The organism is Variovorax sp. PDC80 (assembly GCF_900115375.1).
Lineage (GTDB): Bacteria > Pseudomonadota > Gammaproteobacteria > Burkholderiales > Burkholderiaceae_C > Variovorax.
Window position 1 is genome coordinate 81,450 of the sequence record NZ_FOWG01000016.1, and the last position, 18,936, is coordinate 100,385.

Here is an 18,936-nt window from a genome sequence, read left to right on the forward strand (position 1 = left end):
GTTGGAGGAGCGCACGCAGTGCGCGGAGCCTGGGGGCGAGCAATAATCCTTCATGATCTCTCGCGAACCCACCATCGAGCGCCTCGCCACGGCGCAACAACTGCTGCTCACGCCGTTCGGCCTCGACGAATCGCACCTGAGCAAGGCCCTGGCCGAGATCACCGCGCACCGCGTGGACGACGCCGACCTGTACTTCCAGTACACCCGCAGCGAGGGCTGGAGCCTCGAGGAAGGCATCGTCAAGACCGGCAGCTTCAGCATCGACCAGGGCGTCGGCGTGCGCGCGGTCAGCGGCGAGAAGACGGCCTTCGCCTATTCCGACGACATCTCCGAGGCCTCGCTGCTCGACGCGGCGCGCACGGTGCGCTCGATCTCCTCCGCGGGCCGCACCGGCCGCGTGAAGACCGTTCCGCGCAAGATCGCCTCGAGCCGCTCGCTCTACGCCGGCCTCGATCCCATCGCCACGCTCGACAGCACCGCCAAGGTGAAGCTGCTCGAGAAGGTCGAGCAGCTGGCCCGTTCGCGCGATCCGCGCGTGTCGCAGGTCATGGCCGGCCTCGCGAGCGAGTACGACGTGGTACTGGTGGCGCGCGCCGACGGCACGCTGGCGGCCGACGTGCGGCCGCTGGTGCGGTTGTCGGTCACGGTCATCGCCGAGCAGAACGGCCGCCGCGAGGTGGGTTCTGGCGGCGGCGGCGGACGCTTCGGCCTGGCCTACTTCGACGACGAGCAGATCGCCGAGTACGTCGACCATGCCGTCAAGTCGGCGCTGACCAACCTCGAGTCGCGTCCCGCGCCCGCGGGCGAGATGACCGTGGTGCTCGGCCCGGGCTGGCCCGGCATCCTGCTGCACGAGGCCATCGGCCACGGCCTCGAGGGCGACTTCAACCGCAAGGGCTCGAGCGCCTTCTCGGGCCGCATCGGCGAGCGCGTGGCCGCCAAGGGCGTGACCGTGCTCGACGACGGCACCATCGCCGACCGCCGCGGCTCGCTCAACGTCGACGACGAGGGCAACGCCAGCCAGCGCAACGTGCTGATCGAGGACGGCATCCTCAAGGGCTACATCCAGGACGCGCTCAATGCGCGCCTGATGAAGGTCAAGCCCACCGGCAACGGCCGCCGCGAGAGCTATGCCCACGTGCCGATGCCGCGCATGACCAACACCTACATGCTGGGCGGCGACAAGGTGCCCGAGGAGATCGTGGCGAGCATCAAGAAGGGCCTGTACGCCGTCAACTTCGGCGGCGGGCAGGTCGACATCACGAGCGGCAAGTTCGTGTTCTCGGCCAGCGAGGCCTACTGGGTCGAGAACGGCAAGATCCAGTACCCGGTCAAGGGCGCGACCATCGTGGGCAACGGCCCCGACGCGCTGACCCGCGTGAAGATGATCGGCAACGACATGGCGCTCGACTCGGGCGTGGGCACCTGCGGCAAGGAAGGCCAGAGCGTGCCGGTGGGCGTCGGCCAGCCCACCTTGCGCATCGACGGGCTGACTGTAGGCGGAACGGCTTAAGACTTTCGTCACTTGCGGAGCGTTTCCTCCCGTTGCTAAGCTGCGCCCTTTTGCGAACGACGCATTCAAGGAGCATTTCAATGGGGAACAGGATCCACTCGCCCGCCGCCCTCTGGGCCATGACCGCCCTGGTCGCGCTGGCCAGCGCCGGCTGCGCATCGCGCGGCGGTTCGGGCAGCCAGAGCGAGGCCGCGCCCGCGGCGTCCGCTGCCCCGGCCGCCCCCGCGCGCAGCGGCTCCAGGGCCGGCATGGATGCCCAGGGCAACGTCGTCGATTCGTCCAAGGTCGAGGCCGGCAGCGGCCGCACCGTCAAGGGCCTCAACGGCTACGAGGGCGAGATCACCGGCAACCCGGCGCGCAACAGCAAGTTCGCCCGGCTGCAGATCGGCATGAGCGCCAAGCAGGTCACCGACCTCGCGGGCCAGCCCACCGACCAGGGCGCCTACGTGACCGGCAAGGCCTTCATCCCGTTCTATTTCGGCAGCGACCGCCATCGCTTCGAGATGACCTACAAGGGCCAGGGCCGCCTGATCTTCGCGGGCGGCGGCATGGGCGACTACTCGAGCGGCAACCTGATCTGGATCATCCATAACGCCAACGAGTCGGGCTACCGCTGAGCCCGCACCGAGGCGCCGGCCCGCCCGGCGCCAAAACAACGAACGCCCGGCCTCCAAGCCGGGTTTTGTTTTTCCGTGCTACATTCGCGCCCATGTCCGCCGCTCTCCGCGCCTATTTCTTTGCCTACTTTTGGTTCCCGGTTTCCGGCGGACGAGAGGCGAGCGCGTAAAGCAGACAGGCACCCCTCCCAGAACCGCCGGCGCAAGCAGCCCCGGCGGTTTTTTTATGCCCTGACGATATTCAATCCAACAAGGAACCCTCATGAGCACGAACACTGCCCCGGCCAGCGAGAGCTGGTATGCGAGCGTCGAAAAAACCAGCAAGACCGACGACGAACGCATCAAGGACATCAACGTGCTCCCCCCTCCCGAACATCTGATCCGCTTCTTCCCGATTCGCGGCACGCCGGTCGAAACGCTGATCACGGGCACGCGCCGCAACATCCACAACATCATGGGCGGCAAGGACGACCGGCTGCTGGTGGTGATGGGGCCTTGCTCGATCCACGACCCGGCCGCCGCGCTCGACTACGCGCGCCGCCTCAAGGTCGAGCGCGAGAAGTACGCCGACACGCTGGAGATCGTGATGCGCGTGTACTTCGAGAAGCCGCGCACCACGGTCGGCTGGAAGGGCCTGATCAACGACCCCTACCTCGACGAGAGCTACCGCATCGACGAAGGCCTGCGCATCGCGCGCCAGCTGCTGATCGACATCAACCGCCTGGGCCTGCCGGCGGGCAGCGAGTTCCTCGACGTGATCTCGCCGCAATACATCGGCGACCTGATCGCCTGGGGCGCGATCGGCGCGCGCACCACCGAGAGCCAGGTGCACCGCGAACTGGCCTCGGGGCTGTCGGCACCGATCGGCTTCAAGAACGGCACCGACGGCAACATCCGCATCGCCACCGACGCCATCCAGGCCGCGGCGCGCGGCCACCATTTCCTCTCGGTGCACAAGAACGGCCAGGTCGCGATCGTGCAGACCAACGGCAACCGCGACTGCCACGTGATCCTGCGCGGCGGCAAGGCGCCCAACTACGATGCGGCCAGCGTCGAGGCGGCCTGCAAGGACCTCGAGGCGGCCAAGCTGCCGCCCACGCTGATGGTCGATTGCAGCCATGCCAACAGCTCGAAGCAGCACCAGAAGCAGATCGACGTCGCGAAGGACATCGCCGACCAGATCGCCGGCGGTTCGCGCCGCGTGTTCGGCGTGATGGTCGAGAGCCATCTGCAGGCCGGCGCCCAGAAGTTCACGCCGGGCAAGGACAAGATCGCGGGCCTCGAGTACGGCAAGAGCATCACCGACGCCTGCCTGGGCTGGGACGATTCGACCCAGGTGCTCGAGACGCTGTCGCAGGCGGTCAAGCAGCGCCGCGGCTGATCGCTCAGATCAGCGCGGCGAGTTCGGGCCAGTGATGGCGCACCGCGGCGGCCTCGTCGCCGTCGGGCGCCATCAGCGAGAAGTCGGCGAAGTCGAAGCCCGGCCCGACCATGCAGGCGACCAGCGTGAAGTCGCCCGCCGAATGGCTTTCGATCGGCCGCGCGGCCTGCCACTGGCCCGCGGGCACCACGTGCTGGGGCCGCGTGCCGTGCACGTCGACCGGCCCGAGCCGCACATGGGCCGGCGCGGTGCGCAGCGCGGCATCGCAGGTCCACAGCGCCAGCGGCACGCCTTCGAGATGCACCCAGACCTCGTCGGACAGCACCCGGTGCCAGCGCGAATGCTGGCCGGCTTCGAGCAGGAAGTAGATGCTGGTGAGCGCGCTGCGGGCCGCGCGCTCGTCGGCGGGAGTCACCTGCACCGCGGAGCGGAACACCTCGCGGTACCAGCCGCCCTCGGGATGCGGCTGCAGCCCCAGCGTGTCGATGAGTTGGGTGGCGCGCTGGGTCATGGGCGGGTCCTCGTTCAGGGTGTGGCGGGAAAGTGCCAGCCGGCCAGGTGTTTCAGGTCGCTGGCCTGGCCGCCGGGAATGCGCTCCGGCAGGGGCTGGGCATGCGATGGTGCCGGCACGCCGACCGCGATCCGCGTCACGCCGGTGGTCTTGCCGAGCCCGGCGACCCAGCTCTGCCAGCGCTCGCCGTTGCGGCGGTCGCGAAAGCCGGTGCCGGCGATCTGCTCGGCGGTGGGCGGCGTGGGCGAGAGCAGGTCCAGGTATTCCACGCGGCCGCGCACGATGCCGCGATGGTCGGCCTTCACTTCGTGGCAGTAGGCGGCGGTCCACAGGTCCTCGCGCAGGCGCACGGCATGCACGTCGCCCGCGGCCGGCGGGCCGGGGATCGACTTGGCGCGCGCACCGGCGGCGGGCTTGCGCCGGACCGGCTCGGTGGCCTCGGCGGGCGGTTCCTGCCTGGGGCGCTTCAGATGGCCGAACAGCCGCGCCACCAGTTGCTCGTCGAGGCCATCGGCCGCGCGCCACCAGCCCAGCGGGGCCGGTGCCTCGACCTTGGTGGAAGGGCGCTGGTCGCGTTCGACGGCGGTGGTCCAGCGCGTGAAGAGGCCCGGATGCTCGGGCGTCTGCATGACGCCGAGCGTGGCCAGCGCCTCGAGCACCGTCTCGCAGCGGTAGGGATTGTTCACGCGCAGCAGCTTCGCGTCCTTGAGCGCCGTGCGTGCCTTGCCGTAGCGCGTGTCGGCCGGCAGGGCGCGCAGCAGGTCGAGCAGGCGATGGAAGACCCAGATATCGCGCGGTGTAGGCCGCGGCCAGCCATCGGCCGGGCCGGTGGCTTCCAGCGCGAGCAGGCCTTCGACCGGTCCGCCGGTGCCCCAGCCCGCGCCCTGCAGATGGCGGAGGTAGGCGCGCAGCGTCGGGTCGGCGCGCTCGTCGCGGTGGAAGCAGACGCGGCAGCTGCCGCCGCCCATGGCCTCCATCGAATGGGCCGGCATCGCGAGGCCGAGGGCGGTGGCGGGCAGCACCGTGAGCCAGGCCAGGTCGCTCGAGGTCATTGAAGCGACAAAAGCATCGGCCGCGCGGCGCAGGTCCACGCCGGCCGCGGCCTGCCGCAGTCGGTTCACCGCCTCGTCGTGCGGAATCGCGACGAAGCGATTGGGCGCGAGGCCCGCGTCGGCCAGCGCCTGCCGCTCGGCCTCGCTGAAGGTGTCGGGAATGCGGTGGCAGTGGTTGCCGTCGGCGTCGAAGTAGCTGTTGCCGTTGTCGTACACGCGGCGCAGCAGGCCGAGCAACGTGTCGTCGGGTGCCGCGGCCGCCATGCGCGTTGTCTCAGGTTGCGCTGTCGCGCAGGGCCTGCAGCAGCGTGTCGTGCACGCCGCCGAAGCCGCCGTTGCTCATGCAGACGATGTGGTCGCCGGGCCGCGCCGTGGCGACCAGTTGGCCCACCAGCGTGCCGATGTCGCCAGCCACCCGGGCGCGCTCGCCCATCGGGGCCAGCGCCGCGGCCGCATCCCAGTCGAGCCCGGCCGTGTGGCAGAACGACAGGTCGGCCGACTCGAGGCTCCAGGGCAGTTGCGCCGCCATCACGCCGAGCTTCATCGTGTTGCTGCGCGGCTCGAAGGCCGCGAGGATGCGCTCGCCCTGGTGGCCCGTGGCATCGAGCTTCTGGCGCAGGCCGTCGAGCGTGGTGCGGATCGCGGTCGGATGGTGGGCGAAGTCGTCGTAGACCGTGATCGCGCCGCCCGCGCGCTCCACCGTGCCACGCAGTTCCATGCGCCGGCGCACGTTGCGGAAGCTGCCGAGCGCGCGCGCCGCCTCGGCCGGCGACACGCCCACGTGCTCGGCGGCCGCGATCGCGGCCAGCGCGTTCATCTGGTTGTGCAGGCCCGACAGCGTCCATTCGACGCGGCCGACCTGCTCGCCCTCGTGCAGCACGTCGAAGGCGTCGTGCGTGCCGCGCGCCTGCCACTGCGCGCCCGGGCCTTCGCCGCCGAAGCGCGCGAGTTCGCTCCAGCAGCCCTGGGCCAGCACGCGCTCCAGGCTGGGCTCGGTGGCATTCACCACCAGCCGGCCGGTGGACGGCACGGTGCGCACCAGGTGATGGAACTGCCGCTCGATGGCCGCAAGGTCGTCGAAGATGTCGGCGTGGTCGAACTCGAGGTTGTTGAGGATCGCCGTGCGCGGGCGGTAGTGCACGAACTTGCTGCGCTTGTCGAAGAAGGCGGTGTCGTACTCGTCGGCCTCGATCACGAAGGCCGGTCCGTCGCCGAGCCGGGCCGAGACGCCGAAGTCCAGCGGCACGCCGCCGACCAGGAAGCCCGGCGCCTTGCCCGCGCGTTCGAGCACCCAGGCCAGCATCGAGGTGGTGGTGGTCTTGCCGTGCGTGCCGGCCACCGCCATCACGTGGCGGCCCAGCAGCACGTGCTCGGCCAGCCACTGCGGGCCGCTGGTGTAGGGCTTGCCGGCGTCGAGGATGGCTTCCATCAGCGGAAACTTCGGCGTGCCGTCGGCCAGCCGGGCGCGCGACACCACGTTGCCGACCACGAACACGTCGGGTGCCAGCGCGAGCTGGTCGGCGCCGAATCCCTCGATCAGGTCGATGCCGAGCGCGCGCAGCTGGTCGCTCATCGGCGGGTACACGCCGGCGTCGCAGCCGGTGACCCGGTGGCCTGCCTCGCGCGCCAGGGCGGCCAGACCGCCCATGAACGTGCCGCAGATGCCCAGAACATGAATATGCATGGGGGGCGATTCTAGGGAGGCCGATCCTCCCGGCCCGAGGCCACGGCCTTGGCCGCGGTACTGATGTTCATCGTACGGACCATGCTCTGCGGGCAAAATGCCCCGATGGACACGTCCAAGCGCGAAATCGCCGCCACCGCCGCCCGTCTCGTGGTCGAGGAGGGGCTCGAATACGGCCCGGCCAAGCGCCGGGCGCTGCGTGACCTGGGCCTGTCGGCGCGCACCGCGTTGCCGAGCAACGACGATGTCGAGGCCGAGGTCCGCGACTACATCGCGCTGTTCTGCGCCGACACCCAGCCCAAGGAACTCCAGGCGCTGCGCCTGCTGGCGCTCGAATGGATGGAGCGGATGGCCGTGTTCCGGCCCCATGTGGGCGGCGCCGTCTGGCACGGCACGGCCACCCGGCTGTCAGACATTTATATTCAGTTGTTCTGCGATGATTCGAAGTCGGCCGAGATCGCGCTGATCGACCATCACGTGGATTACGAGCCGCGCATGGTGACCGGTTTCCATGGCGAGCAGGTCGAGGCCTTGAGCGTGCATGCGCCGAGCCGGGCCCTCGGCGAGGAAATCGGCGTGCACCTGCTGGTCTACGACCTCGACGACCTGCGCGGCGCGCTCAAGCCCGACGCCCAGGGCCGTTCGCCGCGCGGCGACCTGGCGGCGCTGCGGCGGCTGATTGAAAGAGAAAAGGACAACGGATGACTTCTTCGACCACACGACGCGGCCTGCTGTACGGCGGCGTGGCGGTGGTGGCCGCCGCGGCCGGCCTCGGTGGTGCCTGGTGGCGCCATCGCGGCAGCGGCGCGGCCGGCGAAACGCTCGGCGCCGATTTCTGGGCCCAGCGCTTCGAGCGGCCCGAGGGCGGCGAGCTCGCCATGACCAGCCTGCGCGGCAAGCCGGTGCTGCTCAACTTCTGGGCCACCTGGTGCCCGCCGTGCGTGGAAGAAATGCCCATGATCGATCGCTTCTTCCGCGATCATGGTGCCAACGGCTGGCAAGTCGTCGGCTTGGCGATCGATCAGCCGAGCGCCGTGCGCAAGTTCCTGCAACGCACGCCGGTCACCTATCCGACCGGATTGGCCGGCCTGCAGGGCACGGAACTGGTCAAGAATCTCGGCAACACCGGCGGCGGCCTGCCGTTCACGCTGGTGCTGAATGCCGACGGTTCGGTGGCGGCCCGTAAAATGGGCAAGCTCGAAGAGGCCGACCTGGAGGGTTGGCGACGTGAACTCGTTCACAGTTAGAATTAGATACACAGGTCGGCGTTAACCGCCGAAAGCCGACAATCAACGATGTTCGGCCTAGTTGTATCCTAATAACCGGAAAACCCGGCACTGGAGTCCCATGGATCTGCGCAAACTCAAGACACTGATCGATCTGGTGTCCGAATCGAATATTTCCGAACTGGAAATCACTGAAACCGAAGGCAAGGTCCGCATCGTCAAGGGCGGCGGTGCCGCCCCCGTTCAGTACGTGCAGACCCTGGCGGCGCCGCCCGCCGTGGCAGCAGCTCCCGCCGGCGCAACGGCACCTGCCGCACCCGTGGCCGAGGCCGCTCCGGCCGGCCATCCGGTGAAGTCCCCGATGGTGGGCACCTTCTACCGCTCGGCCAGCCCGGGCGCTCCGGCCTTCGTCGAGGTCGGCAGCAAGGTCAACGAGGGCGACACGCTCTGCATCATCGAGGCGATGAAGATCCTCAACGAAATAGAGGCCGACAAGGCCGGCACCGTCACCCAGATCCTCGGAGAAAACGGTCAGGCGGTCGAATACGGCCAGCCGCTGTTCATCATCGAGTGACCATGTTCAAGAAGATCCTGGTCGCCAACCGCGGCGAGATCGCTTTGCGCATCCAGCGCGCGTGCAGCGAGCTCGGCATCAAGGCCGTGATGGTCTATTCCGAGGCCGACCGCGAGGCCAAGTACGTCAAGCTGGCCGAGGAAGCCGTCTGCATCGGCCCGGCTCCCTCGTCGCTGAGCTACCTCAACATGCCGGCCATCATCTCGGCGGCCGAAGTGACCGATGCCGAGGCGATCCACCCCGGCTACGGCTTCCTGAGCGAGAACGCCAATTTCGCCGAGCGCGTCGAGCAGAGCGGCTTCCAGTTCATCGGGCCGACGCCCGACAACATCCGCACGATGGGCGACAAGGTCTCGGCCAAGCAGTCCATGATCAAGGCCGGCGTGCCCTGCGTGCCCGGTTCCGACGGCGAGCTTTCCGACGACGCGACGGCCAACAAGCGCATCGCGCGCGCCATCGGCTACCCGGTGATCATCAAGGCCGCGGGCGGCGGCGGTGGCCGCGGCATGCGCGTGGTCCATACCGAGGCCGCGCTGATCAACGCGATCCAAATGACCAAGGCGGAGGCCGCGGCGGCCTTCAACAATCCCTCGGTCTACATGGAGAAGTTCCTCCAGAACCCACGCCACGTCGAGATCCAGGTGCTGGCCGACAAGCACCGCAACGCGGTCTACCTCGGCGAGCGCGACTGCTCGATGCAGCGCCGCCACCAGAAGGTGATCGAGGAATCGCCCGCGCCGGGCATTCCGCGCAAGCTGATCGAGAAGATCGGCGAGCGCTGCGCGGCCGCCTGCAAGAAGATCGGCTACCGCGGCGCCGGCACCTTCGAGTTCCTCTACGAGAACGGCGAGTTCTATTTCATCGAGATGAACACCCGCGTGCAGGTGGAGCATCCGGTGACCGAGCTCACGACCGGCATCGACATCGTCAAGACGCAGATCATGGTGGCGGCCGGCGAGAAGCTGCCGTTCACGCAGCGCCAGATCCAGATGCACGGCCACGCGATCGAGTGCCGCATCAACGCCGAGGACGCGTGGAAGTTCACGCCGTCGCCAGGCCGCATCACGATGTGGCATCCGCCGGGCGGCCCGGGCGTGCGCGTGGATTCGCATGCGTACACCAACTACTTCGTGCCGCCGAACTACGACTCGATGATCGGCAAGATCATCGTCTTCGGCGACACCCGCGAGCAGGCCATGGCGCGCATGCGCACCGCGCTCAACGAGACCGTGATCGAAGGCATCCAGACCAATATCCCGCTGCACCGCGAGCTGATGGTCGACGCCAAGTTCATGGCCGGCGGCACCAACATCCACTACCTCGAAGAGTGGCTGGCCGCGCACAAGCGCTGAGCCGTCCCTGCCCGCCATGTTCGAACTCCGCCTGCTGGCCCCCGAGGAGCGCATCGAGTCCCTCGGCGACGCGCTCGATGCGCTCGACGCGCTGAGCATCTCGGTCGAGGACGCCGACGCGCAGACCGATGCCGAGCAGGCGTTGTTCGGCGAGCCCGGCATGCCGCCGCCCAAGGAGGGCTGGCAGCGCTCGCGCGTGATCGCGCTGTTCGCCACCGAGGAACTGGCGCGCGACGCGGGCTCGGTGCTCGCGCTGCAGGATTTCTTCGAAGGCTGCACGCTGCTGGGCATCGCTGAGCTGCAGGACCAGGACTGGGTGCGGCTCACGCAATCGCAGTTCGCGCCGGTCGAGATCACGCCCGAGTTCTGGATCGTGCCGAGCTGGCACGAGGCGCCGGCGCAGGCCACGCAGGTGATCCGGCTCGATCCGGGCCTGGCCTTCGGCACCGGCACCCATCCCACCACGCGCATGTGCCTGCGCTGGATCGCGACCCGCGGCGCGCTCGCGGGCCAGCGCGTGCTCGACTACGGTTGCGGCTCCGGCATCCTGGCCATCGGTGCCGCGAAGTACGGTGCGAGCGAGATCGACGCAGTCGACATCGACGAGGCCGCCGTGAGCTCGACGCGCCTCAATGCCGAGGCCAACGGCGTGACGCTCCACACGGGCCTGCCCGAGGCGGCGCAGGGCCAGTACGGCACGGTGCTCGCGAACATCCTCGCGACCCCGCTCAAGGTGCTCGCGCCGCTGCTGTGCGAGCGCGTGGCGAGCGGTGGCTCGCTGGTGCTCGCCGGCATCCTCGAGCGCCAGGCCGACGAGCTGAAGGAAGCGTACGCGCCCTACGTGGCGCTCGAAGTCAGCGACAGCGAGGACGGCTGGATCCTCATGACGGCACGCCGCTGAACGCGTTCGCGCCGGGGCCGCGGCCCGGCGCAAACGGCGCTGCCGGCACCACGTCGCGCCGAGGGCCCAACCCTACAATCGCCCCCTCATGAGCCTCGTCACGCGTTGCCCCGCCTGCGCCACCACCTTCAAGGTGGTGCGCGACCAGCTCCGGATCTCGGACGGGTGGGTGCGTTGCGGTCGCTGCAGCCACGTGTTCGATGCGACGCTCGATCTGCACGAGACGCCCGATGGGGTGGCTCGACCGGGTGGCGTCGCACCGCCGCAGGAACAGGTGTCATCGGTGCCGGCAGTCGCGCCGAGCGCAGAGCCCGTTGAACCCGAGGCTTCGACGCCGCCAGCGTCCGCGGCCCCTTCCATCGACACCGGCTTCGGATTCGATGCGCGTGCCGACGAAGGCGCAGCGCCGCCGCAAGAGCCGGCCGGCGGATTCGACGGCCTGTCGGCGCCGCCTTCCTTCGCACCGGCTCCGCCGCAGGTCGAGGAGTCCGACTTCCTCGACGACGAGGTCAACGAAGATCCACCGCCGGCGCAGCCCGAGCCGTCGCCACCACCCGCGCCACCGCAGCCCCTGGAGGTGCGCGACAGCGCAGACTTCACGCTGCCCGCGCACGGCATCGTCGCCGACGAGCCCTGGTCCGACCTCGAGGCGCGCGAGCCGCCATGGCGGCCGCCGCCGAGTTCGCTGCCGCCGTTTCCCGACATCGACCTCAACCTCGCTGCGCCGCCATCGCCGCCGCCCGCACCGGTGCCACCGCTGCCCGCGGTGTGGACGCGTCGATCCGATGCGGCCGCGGCACCGGCGAATGGCAAGCCCGCGGGCTTTGCAACATTGCGCCGTTCCGGCTCCGACGAAGACAGCGACGAGGACACCGAGCTCGAGCGCGACGACGCCGATGCGCCCGAGGCGGGTGACGACAAGGACCAGCTGCAGATGCAGAAGGCGCTGCGCAGAGCGCGCGCCAGGTCGGCCAAGATCGCCGCCAGCGCCAAGGCGCGCGACGAACGCGATGAACGAGAGGCGCGCGCGAACAGCGAAGACCCTGCGCTGCTGCCCTTCGCCTCCGTGCTCGACGCGGCGGACGAGACCGAGGATCGCGCGGCGCATCGCTTCACCGACGAGGCGGACGACGACGAGAGCGACGATCGGCCGAAGTCCCTCTGGCAGCGCATCGGCACGCGCCGCGGGCTGATCGCGCTCGCGGTGCTCGCGGGCCTGCTGCTCGCCGTGCAGGTCCTGCGCCACGAGCGCGACGGCATCGTCGCGCGCCAGCCCTCGCTGCGCCCCGCACTGGCCGCGCTGTGCCAGGCAACGGGCTGCGAGCTCGCGCCGCTGCGCCGCATCGGCGACATCGTCATCGAGGGCGCGGCCTTCGCGCGCGAGAAGAGCGGCGGCAACGACTACCGGCTCAGCTTCAACCTGCGCAACAACGCCGCGGTGCCGCTCGCGATGCCGTCGATCGAGCTGGTGCTGCTCGACACGCAGGAGCGTGCCGTGGTGCGGCGCGTGCTCTCGCCGGCGGACTATGGCGCGCCCGCGGTGCTCGCGGCGCGCGGCGAACGCGCGGCTTCGCTGCCGATGACGCTGACGGCATCCGAGGCGGACGCCTTGCCGCCGATCGCTGGCTATCGCGTGGAAGCCTTCTATCCCTAGGCCTGGGGCGAGCCGCCGGTTTCGCCTCCACGCCTTCCTTCCTTTTTTCTTTCCCTCACCTCAACGGATCAGCCCATGGCAGCAGTGATTTGCGGTTCCCTCGCCTTCGACACCATCATGACCTTCGAGGGCCGGTTCGCCGACCAGATCCTTCCGGACCAGTTGCACATCCTCAACGTGTCCTTCCTGGTGCCGGGCCTGCGCCGCGACTTCGGCGGCTGCGCCGGCAACATCGCCTACAGCCTCAACGCGCTCGGCGGCACGGCGCTGCCGATGGCCACGCTCGGCAGCGATGGCGCCGACTACATCGAGCGGATGCGCTCGCTGGGCATCAGCACGGAGTTCGTGCGCCAGCTCGACGACACCTTCACCGCGCAGGCGATGATCATGAACGACGCCGACAACAACCAGATCACGGCCTTCCATCCGGGCGCGATGCAGCAGGCGCACATCACGAAGGTCGCGGCGCGCGAGGACATCCGGCTCGGCATCGTCGCGCCCGATGGCCGCGAGGCGATGCTGCAGCATGCCGAGCAGTTCGCGGCCGCCGGCATCCCCTTCGTGTTCGATCCGGGCCAGGGCCTGCCGATGTTCGACGGCGAGGCGCTCAAGCATTTCGTCGAGCTCGCGAGCTGGGTGGTGGTCAACGACTACGAAGGCAAGATGCTGTCGCAGCGCACGGGCTGGAGCCTGGCGGAGATCTCGCAGCGCGTGCGCGGCCTCGTGGTCACGCTCGCGGCCGAGGGCTGCGAGGTGTGGACGAACGGAGAGCGCGAGCATGTGCCGGGCGTGGTGCCGACCGCGGTGATCGAGCCCACGGGCTGCGGCGACGCATGGCGCGGCGCGCTGCTGTTCGGCCTGGAGAAGGGCTGGCCGCTCGCGCAGTGCGCGGCGCTCGGCAACCAGGTCGGCGCGCTCAAGATCGCGCAACGCGGCCCGCAGAACTACCAGGTCGATCGCCAGGCACTCGGCCTGGCTTGACGGGCGATGGCGCGGCGGTGGATGCCGCCGCCTCGTCGTTTCGCGATCGTCTTCGCCCAATGAAAAAGCCCGACACCTTGCGGTGCCGGGCTTGATGCCTTTTCAGGGCTGCCGAGAAAACTCAGGGCTTGCTGGCCGTGGGAAACGGCCAGGCTGCCTGGGGATTCAGCGTCGTCTGCGCAGCGGGAGCGGGCGCAGCAGCGGCCTTGGCGGGTGCCTTGGCAGCCTTCTTCGCAGCAGGCTTCTTGGCAGCAGCGGCAGGCTTGGCAGCGGGCTTTTTCGCGGCTTTCTTGGCCGCAGCCTTCTTGGCAGGGGCCTTCTTGGCGGCAGCCTTCTTCGCAGGCGCCTTCTTGGCAGCGGCCTTCTTCGCCGGTGCCTTCTTCGCTGCGGCCTTCTTCGCCGGAGCTGCCTTCTTCGCCGGTGCCTTCTTCGCGACGACCTTCTTCGCGGCTACCTTCTTGGCAGCGACCTTCTTGGCCGGAGCCTTCTTGGCAGCGACCTTCTTGGCCGGAGCCTTCTTGGCGGCGACCTTCTTGGCCGGAGCCTTCTTCGCTACGACCTTCTTGGCCGGAGCCTTCTTCGCTGCGGCTTTCTTAGCCGGTGCTTTCTTTGCAGTTGCCATTTCTGTTTTCTCCTTGATCAAGTTGAAAAAATCAACCTATTGAAGCACTCCGCGCATGTTGGTAGCGCTGGAGTGATTCATGGCGTTGGATTCCGTGCTCCAGCACCATGAACACCTGAGCCCTCATCCATGCCGCGCTCTTCGGCGCAGTCGGTGGCAAGGGCAATTCTTGAATTCATTTATTGTTATCGAAATATTCAATCCCAGGAGAGCGCACCACCCGATTGGTATTCGATCACGCGGGTCTCGAAGAAATTGCGCTCTTTCTTCAGGTCAATCATCTCGCTCATCCACGGGAACGGATTTTCCTCGTTCGGGAAGAGCGTTTCGAGGCCGATCTGCTGTGCGCGCCGATTGGCGATGTAGCGCAGATAGCCCTTGAACATGGAAGCGTTCATGCCGAGCACGCCACGGGGCATGGTGTCTTCGGCGTACTTGTATTCGAGCTCGACGGCGCGCATGAACAGCGCCTTGATCTCGGCCTTGAACTCGGCCGTCCAGAGGCCGGGGTTCTCGAGCTTGAGCTGGTTGATCAGGTCGATGCCGAAGTTGCAGTGCATCGACTCGTCGCGCAGGATGTACTGGTACTGCTCGGCGGCGCCGGTCATCTTGTTCTGGCGGCCCAGCGCGAGGATCTGCGTGAAGCCGACGTAGAAGAAGAGGCCTTCCATCAGGCAGGCGAACACGATCAGCGACTTGAGCAGCGTCTGGTCGGTCTCGTGCGTGCCGGTCTTGAAGTTCGGGTCGCTGATCGCGTCGATGAACGGAATCAGGAACTGGTCCTTCTCGCGGATCGACGGCACCTCGTTGTAGGCGTTGAAGATCTCGCTCTCGTCCAGGCCGAGCGACTCGACGATGTACTGGTAGGCGTGCGTGTGGATCGCTTCCTCGAAGGCCTGGCGCAGCAGGAACTGGCGGCATTCGGGGGCCGTGATGTGGCGGTAGGTGCCCAGCACGATGTTGTTGGCGGCCAGCGAGTCGGCGGTGACGAAGAAGCCGAGATTGCGCTTGACGATGCGGCGCTCGTCTTCGGTCAGGCCGTTCGGGTCTTTCCACAGCGCGATGTCGCGCGTCATGTTCACTTCCTGCGGCATCCAGTGGTTGGCGCAGGTGGCGAGGTACTTTTCCCACGCCCACTTGTACTTGAACGGCACCAGCTGGTTGACGTCGGTCTCGCCGTTGATGATGCGCTTGTCGGCGGCCCTGACGCGGCGCGTTTCAGCCGGAGCGCTGGCGCCGCTCGATGCGGGCGCGGCCTGGCGGGCAGGCTGCTGCACGGGTTGCAGCGAAGGTTTTGCCATCGATGAAGCCGACACATCCACCGCACGGCCGGCGGCAGCGCCGGTCGAGGGGTGGTGATGCAAACCTTGTTGCATGTCCTTTGGCAAGGAGGGCTTGACTTCTTCGTCCCAGGTCAACATAGAAAAATCCAATGCTCAAATTATCCGAGCAACGATGTGAGTTGCAAAGTGCTCGTTCACATCGCACTCCATTTATGTGGTTGTTATGTTGCTCGCATGCATCGCGCGATGTCGGTCAACGCCTTCAAGTGGCCTCCGTCATCGCACGACATCGCATGCGCCTCACTCTTCGTAGCGCAGCGCACCGCGCTGTGTTCGCGGTGCGCTGCGTGCATCACTGGCAGGCTTCGCAGGTCGGATCGTCGACGCCGCAGAAGGCGATGTCGGTCGCGGGGATCGCGCTCATCTGTGCCTTCGCTGCGGCAGCCGCGGCCTCGAGTGCACTCATGCCCGACGGTGCGTCGTTGCCCGAGGACACCGCGTTGAGGCGGCCCGACTGCACCGTCGACTTCTCGGCGTGCGTCGCGCTCTGCGTGCGCAGGTAGTAGGTGGTCTTCAGGCCGCGCAGCCATGCGAGCTTGTAGGTGTCGTCGAGCTTCTTGCCCGAGGCGCCGGCCATGTAGATGTTCAGCGACTGCGCCTGGTCGATCCACTTCTGGCGGCGCGCGGCGGCTTCCACCAGCCACGTCGTCTCGACTTCGAACGCGGTGGCGTAGAGCGCCTTCACGTCCTGCGGCACGCGGTCGATGGGACGCAGCGAACCGTCGAAGTGCTTCAGGTCCATCACCATCACGTCGTCCCACAGGCCCAGGCGCTTGAGGTCGCGCACCAGGTAGTGGTTGATCACGGTGAATTCGCCCGACAGGTTCGACTTGACCGAGAGGTTGCCGAAGCAGGGTTCGATCGAGGCGTCGACGCCGATGATGTTCGAGATGGTCGCGGTCGGGGCGATGGCCACGCAGTTCGAATTGCGCATGCCGTCGGCCTTGATCTTGGCGCGCAGCGCGTCCCAGTCGAGGGTCGACGAGCGGTCGACCTCGACGTAGCCGCCGCGGGCCTTCTCGAGCAGGTCGAGCGAGTCGATCGGCAGGATGCCCTTGTCCCACAGCGAGCCCTTGTAGCTCGAGTACTTGCCGCGTTCGCGCGCCAGCTCGGTCGAGGCCCAGTAGGCGTGGTAGCAGATCGCTTCCATCGATTCGTCGGCGAACTGCACGGCTTCCTGCGAGGCGTAAGGAATACGCAGGTCGTACAGCGCGTCCTGGAAGCCCATCAGGCCCAGGCCGACCGGACGGTGGCGCAGGTTCGAGTCGCGCGCCTTCTTCACGGCGTAGTAGTTGATGTCGATCACGTTGTCGAGCATGCGCATCGCGGTCGAGATCGTCTTCTTGAGCTTCTCCTGGTCGACCTTGCCGTCCTTCAGATGCTGCAGCAGGTTGACAGAGCCGAGGTTGCAGACCGCGGTTTCGGTGTCGCTGGTGTTCAGCGTGATCTCGGTGCAGAGGTTCGACGAGTGCACCACGCCGGCGTGCTGCTGCGGCGAGCGCACGTTGCAGGCGTCCTTGAACGTGATCCAGGGATGGCCGGTCTCGAACAGCATCGTGAGCATCTTGCGCCACAGGTCGGTGGCCTGCACGGTGCGGCTGGGCTTGATCTCGCCGCGCGCGGCCTTCTCTTCGTAGGCGACGTAGGCCTTCTCGAAGTCGGCGCCGAACAGGTCGTGCAGGTCGGGCACGTTCGAGGGCGAGAACAGCGTCCACGAACCCTTTTCCATCACGCGGCGCATGAACAGGTCGGGGATCCAGTTGGCGGTGTTCATGTCGTGCGTGCGGCGGCGGTCGTCGCCGGTGTTCTTGCGCAGCTCCAGGAACTCCTCGATGTCGAGGTGCCAGGTCTCGAGGTACGTGCAGACGGCGCCCTTGCGCTTGCCGCCCTGGTTCACGGCCACGGCGGTGTCGTTGACCACCTTGAGGAAGGGCACCACGCCCTGCGATTCGCCGTTCGTGCCCTTGATGTGGCTGCCGAGCGCGCGCACGCGGGTCCAGTCGTTGCCCAGGCCGCCCGCGAACTTCGAGAGCAGCGCGTTTTCCTTGATCGACTCGTAGATGCCGTCGAGGTCGTCGGGCACGGTGGTCAGGTAGCAGCTCGACAGCTGCGAGCGCAGCGTGCCGCTGTTGAACAGCGTCGGCGTGCTCGACATGAAGTCGAAGGACGACAGCACTTCGTAGAACTCGATGGCGCGGGCTTCGCGGTCGATCTCGTTGAGCGCCAGGCCCATCGAGACGCGCATGAAGAAGGCCTGCGGCAGCTCGATGCGGCTCTTGCGCACGTGCAGGAAGTAGCGGTCGTACAGGGTCTGCAGGCCGAGGTAGTCGAACTGGTTGTCGCGCTCGGCCTTCAGCGCCGCGCCCAGGCGGGGCAGGTCGTACTGCAGCAGCTTCTCGTCGAGCAGCTCGTTCTCGACGCCCTTCTTGATGAAGGAGGGGAAGTAGTCGGCGTAGGCGGTGGCGCGGTCGGCCGGCATGACTTCGCGGCCGACGATCTCCTTGAAGATCGTGTGCAGCAGCAGGCGCGCGGTGGCGAAGGTGTAGTCGGGATCCTTCTCGATCAGCGTGCGGGCCGCGAGGATCGAGGCCTTGTAGACCTCGTCGAGCGGCACGCCGTCGTACAGGTTGCGCATCGTCTCGGCCACGATCGGCGCGGCCGTGATGCTGTCGCCCAGGCCCTGGCAGGCCGATTCGATCAGGCCCTTGAGTTCGCCGAGGTCGAGCGCGACGCGTTCGCCGCGGTCGAGCACGTGCAGCGCGGGGGCCGCGACCTGCACATCCTGCTCGCCCTGCTTCGCGCGTTCCTGGGTGCGGCGTTCGCGGTAGAGCACGTAGGCACGCGCCACTTCCTGGTGGCCGCCGCGCATCAGGCCCAGTTCGACCTGGTCCTGCACGTCTTCGATGTGGAAGGTGCCGCCGCCCGGACGCGAGCGCACCAGCGCCTTCACGACGGCCTGGGTCAGCGCGTCGACGGTCTCGCGCACGCTGGCCGAGGCCGCGCCCTGGGTGCCATGCACGGCCAGGAAGGCTTTCATCATCGCGATCGCGATCTTGTTGGGCTCGAACGGGACCACTGCGCCGTTGCGGCGGATGATCTGGTAGTGCGCGAGGTTCTGTCCGGTGGGCGAACCGGCGGTGTCGCGGGGGGACTGGGGCGGCGTGGAGGGGATGGCACGCGCGGCGGTAGGTGTATTCAGTGCTGTTTGCATTCGCTTCCTCTCGGTTGGCAATTCTTGTTGGATGAGCGGCGCTGCTGGGGCCGCTTCGTCGGCTCTGAGGCCGGCCGGGACACACTATATCTAGGGTGCGGGGGGTGTACAACCCACTAGATGTAGCGTTTTCCTTCAGGCTTCAAGAGGGAGGGGAAAGCTGTTTTCGCGCTTCGCGGCCATCCATGCCGCATGAACAGTGGATCATCCTCTCGCAACCCACGTTCCATGCGGCTTTCGAGCCGATTTGGGCCTGCAGGGCGCATGGTTGCTACGCATCGCGCTTGCGAATGGAGCGATTGCTGCACTGCGAG

General features: G+C 67.8%; 16 protein-coding genes. 10 read left to right on the forward strand and 6 right to left on the reverse strand.

The features are described from left to right. The first annotated feature begins 52 nt into the window (after positions 1-52). The 3 genes from tldD (at position 53) to BM109_RS34675 (ending at position 3,511) form a co-directional block, all read left to right on the forward strand. Positions 53-1,513 (forward strand): metalloprotease TldD, encoded by a 1,461-nt coding sequence (gene tldD, locus BM109_RS34665; protein ID WP_093353419.1) that lies wholly within the window; start codon positions 53-55, stop codon positions 1,511-1,513. Between the two features lie 80 nt (positions 1,514-1,593). Then, positions 1,594-2,130: a hypothetical protein gene (locus BM109_RS34670; RefSeq protein WP_093353422.1), complete on the forward strand. Its 537-nt coding sequence runs from the start codon at positions 1,594-1,596 to the stop codon at positions 2,128-2,130. Positions 2,131-2,392: 262 nt separating this feature from the next. Next, entirely contained in the window at positions 2,393-3,511 is a 1,119-nt protein-coding gene (locus BM109_RS34675; RefSeq protein ID WP_093353424.1) for a 3-deoxy-7-phosphoheptulonate synthase, read from the forward strand. Positions 3,512-3,515: 4 nt separating this feature from the next. Here BM109_RS34675 and BM109_RS34680 read toward each other — a convergent pair whose 3' ends face one another. The 3 genes from BM109_RS34680 to mpl are packed head-to-tail and all read right to left on the reverse strand — an operon-like array spanning position 3,516 to position 6,758. After that, on the reverse strand, positions 3,516-4,022 hold the full coding sequence (locus BM109_RS34680; protein WP_093353427.1) for a cupin domain-containing protein: 507 nt from the start codon (positions 4,020-4,022) through the stop codon (positions 3,516-3,518). 14 nt (positions 4,023-4,036) lie between these two features. Beyond that, on the reverse strand, positions 4,037-5,338 hold the full coding sequence (locus tag BM109_RS34685) for a hypothetical protein (protein WP_218159440.1): 1,302 nt from the start codon (positions 5,336-5,338) through the stop codon (positions 4,037-4,039). Positions 5,339-5,348: 10 nt separating this feature from the next. Then, complete coding sequence (mpl, locus tag BM109_RS34690; RefSeq protein ID WP_093353429.1) at positions 5,349-6,758, reverse strand: UDP-N-acetylmuramate:L-alanyl-gamma-D-glutamyl-meso-diaminopimelate ligase; 1,410 nt, start codon at positions 6,756-6,758, stop codon at positions 5,349-5,351. 105 nt (positions 6,759-6,863) lie between these two features. Here mpl and BM109_RS34695 point away from each other — a divergent pair, with 105 nt between their 5' ends. The 7 genes from BM109_RS34695 to BM109_RS34725 all read left to right on the forward strand — a co-directional run bounded on the left by BM109_RS34695 (position 6,864) and on the right by BM109_RS34725 (position 13,446). After that, positions 6,864-7,463 carry a hypothetical protein gene (locus tag BM109_RS34695; RefSeq protein ID WP_093353432.1) on the forward strand — a complete coding sequence of 200 codons (600 nt, stop codon included), beginning with the start codon at positions 6,864-6,866 and terminating at the stop codon, positions 7,461-7,463. Further along, positions 7,460-8,005 carry a TlpA family protein disulfide reductase gene (locus tag BM109_RS34700; protein ID WP_093353434.1) on the forward strand — a complete coding sequence of 182 codons (546 nt, stop codon included), beginning with the start codon at positions 7,460-7,462 and terminating at the stop codon, positions 8,003-8,005. Before BM109_RS34695 ends, BM109_RS34700 begins: the two co-directional genes overlap by 4 nt. Positions 8,006-8,105: 100 nt before the next feature. Beyond that, entirely contained in the window at positions 8,106-8,558 is a 453-nt protein-coding gene (accB, locus tag BM109_RS34705; RefSeq protein ID WP_093353437.1) for an acetyl-CoA carboxylase biotin carboxyl carrier protein, read from the forward strand. 2 nt (positions 8,559-8,560) lie between these two features. After that, a complete protein-coding gene (gene accC / locus BM109_RS34710) occupies positions 8,561-9,910 on the forward strand; it encodes an acetyl-CoA carboxylase biotin carboxylase subunit (RefSeq protein WP_093353440.1) in 1,350 nt (449 codons plus the stop codon). Between the two features lie 16 nt (positions 9,911-9,926). After that, positions 9,927-10,811, forward strand: coding sequence for a 50S ribosomal protein L11 methyltransferase (gene prmA / locus BM109_RS34715; RefSeq protein WP_093353442.1), 885 nt, complete (start codon positions 9,927-9,929; stop codon positions 10,809-10,811). An 88-nt stretch (positions 10,812-10,899) separates the two neighbouring features. Continuing rightward, a complete protein-coding gene (locus BM109_RS34720) occupies positions 10,900-12,465 on the forward strand; it encodes a zinc-ribbon and DUF3426 domain-containing protein (RefSeq protein ID WP_093353445.1) in 1,566 nt (521 codons plus the stop codon). Between the two features lie 75 nt (positions 12,466-12,540). After that, a complete protein-coding gene (locus BM109_RS34725) occupies positions 12,541-13,446 on the forward strand; it encodes a carbohydrate kinase family protein (protein ID WP_093353447.1) in 906 nt (301 codons plus the stop codon). 121 nt (positions 13,447-13,567) lie between these two features. Here BM109_RS34725 and BM109_RS34730 read toward each other — a convergent pair whose 3' ends face one another. The 3 genes from BM109_RS34730 to BM109_RS34740 form a co-directional block, all read right to left on the reverse strand. Then, a complete protein-coding gene (locus BM109_RS34730; RefSeq protein ID WP_082321630.1) occupies positions 13,568-14,068 on the reverse strand; it encodes a histone H1-like DNA-binding protein in 501 nt (166 codons plus the stop codon). 197 nt (positions 14,069-14,265) lie between these two features. Further along, on the reverse strand, positions 14,266-15,489 hold the full coding sequence (locus tag BM109_RS34735) for a ribonucleotide-diphosphate reductase subunit beta (RefSeq protein ID WP_093353450.1): 1,224 nt from the start codon (positions 15,487-15,489) through the stop codon (positions 14,266-14,268). A gap of 214 nt (positions 15,490-15,703) precedes the next feature. Then, on the reverse strand, positions 15,704-18,622 hold the full coding sequence (locus BM109_RS34740; protein WP_093353452.1) for a ribonucleoside-diphosphate reductase subunit alpha: 2,919 nt from the start codon (positions 18,620-18,622) through the stop codon (positions 15,704-15,706). Between the last annotated feature and the right edge of the window lie 314 nt (positions 18,623-18,936).

What these genes read in the sequence shown, in the direction of transcription:
- tldD (WP_093353419.1), top strand. Translation starts at nt 53, where the DNA reads ATGATCTCTCGCGAACCCACCATCGAGCGCCTCGCCACGGCGCAACAA.
- BM109_RS34670 (WP_093353422.1), top strand. Translation starts at nt 1,594, where the DNA reads ATGGGGAACAGGATCCACTCGCCCGCCGCCCTCTGGGCCATGACCGCC.
- BM109_RS34675 (WP_093353424.1), top strand. Translation starts at nt 2,393, where the DNA reads ATGAGCACGAACACTGCCCCGGCCAGCGAGAGCTGGTATGCGAGCGTC.
- BM109_RS34680 (WP_093353427.1), bottom strand. Translation starts at nt 4,022, where the DNA reads ATGACCCAGCGCGCCACCCAACTCATCGACACGCTGGGGCTGCAGCCG.
- BM109_RS34685 (WP_218159440.1), bottom strand. Translation starts at nt 5,338, where the DNA reads ATGGCGGCCGCGGCACCCGACGACACGTTGCTCGGCCTGCTGCGCCGC.
- mpl (WP_093353429.1), bottom strand. Translation starts at nt 6,758, where the DNA reads ATGCATATTCATGTTCTGGGCATCTGCGGCACGTTCATGGGCGGTCTG.
- BM109_RS34695 (WP_093353432.1), top strand. Translation starts at nt 6,864, where the DNA reads ATGGACACGTCCAAGCGCGAAATCGCCGCCACCGCCGCCCGTCTCGTG.
- BM109_RS34700 (WP_093353434.1), top strand. Translation starts at nt 7,460, where the DNA reads ATGACTTCTTCGACCACACGACGCGGCCTGCTGTACGGCGGCGTGGCG.
- accB (WP_093353437.1), top strand. Translation starts at nt 8,106, where the DNA reads ATGGATCTGCGCAAACTCAAGACACTGATCGATCTGGTGTCCGAATCG.
- accC (WP_093353440.1), top strand. Translation starts at nt 8,561, where the DNA reads ATGTTCAAGAAGATCCTGGTCGCCAACCGCGGCGAGATCGCTTTGCGC.
- prmA (WP_093353442.1), top strand. Translation starts at nt 9,927, where the DNA reads ATGTTCGAACTCCGCCTGCTGGCCCCCGAGGAGCGCATCGAGTCCCTC.
- BM109_RS34720 (WP_093353445.1), top strand. Translation starts at nt 10,900, where the DNA reads ATGAGCCTCGTCACGCGTTGCCCCGCCTGCGCCACCACCTTCAAGGTG.
- BM109_RS34725 (WP_093353447.1), top strand. Translation starts at nt 12,541, where the DNA reads ATGGCAGCAGTGATTTGCGGTTCCCTCGCCTTCGACACCATCATGACC.
- BM109_RS34730 (WP_082321630.1), bottom strand. Translation starts at nt 14,068, where the DNA reads ATGGCAACTGCAAAGAAAGCACCGGCTAAGAAAGCCGCAGCGAAGAAG.
- BM109_RS34735 (WP_093353450.1), bottom strand. Translation starts at nt 15,489, where the DNA reads ATGTTGACCTGGGACGAAGAAGTCAAGCCCTCCTTGCCAAAGGACATG.
- BM109_RS34740 (WP_093353452.1), bottom strand. Translation starts at nt 18,622, where the DNA reads ATGCAAACAGCACTGAATACACCTACCGCCGCGCGTGCCATCCCCTCC.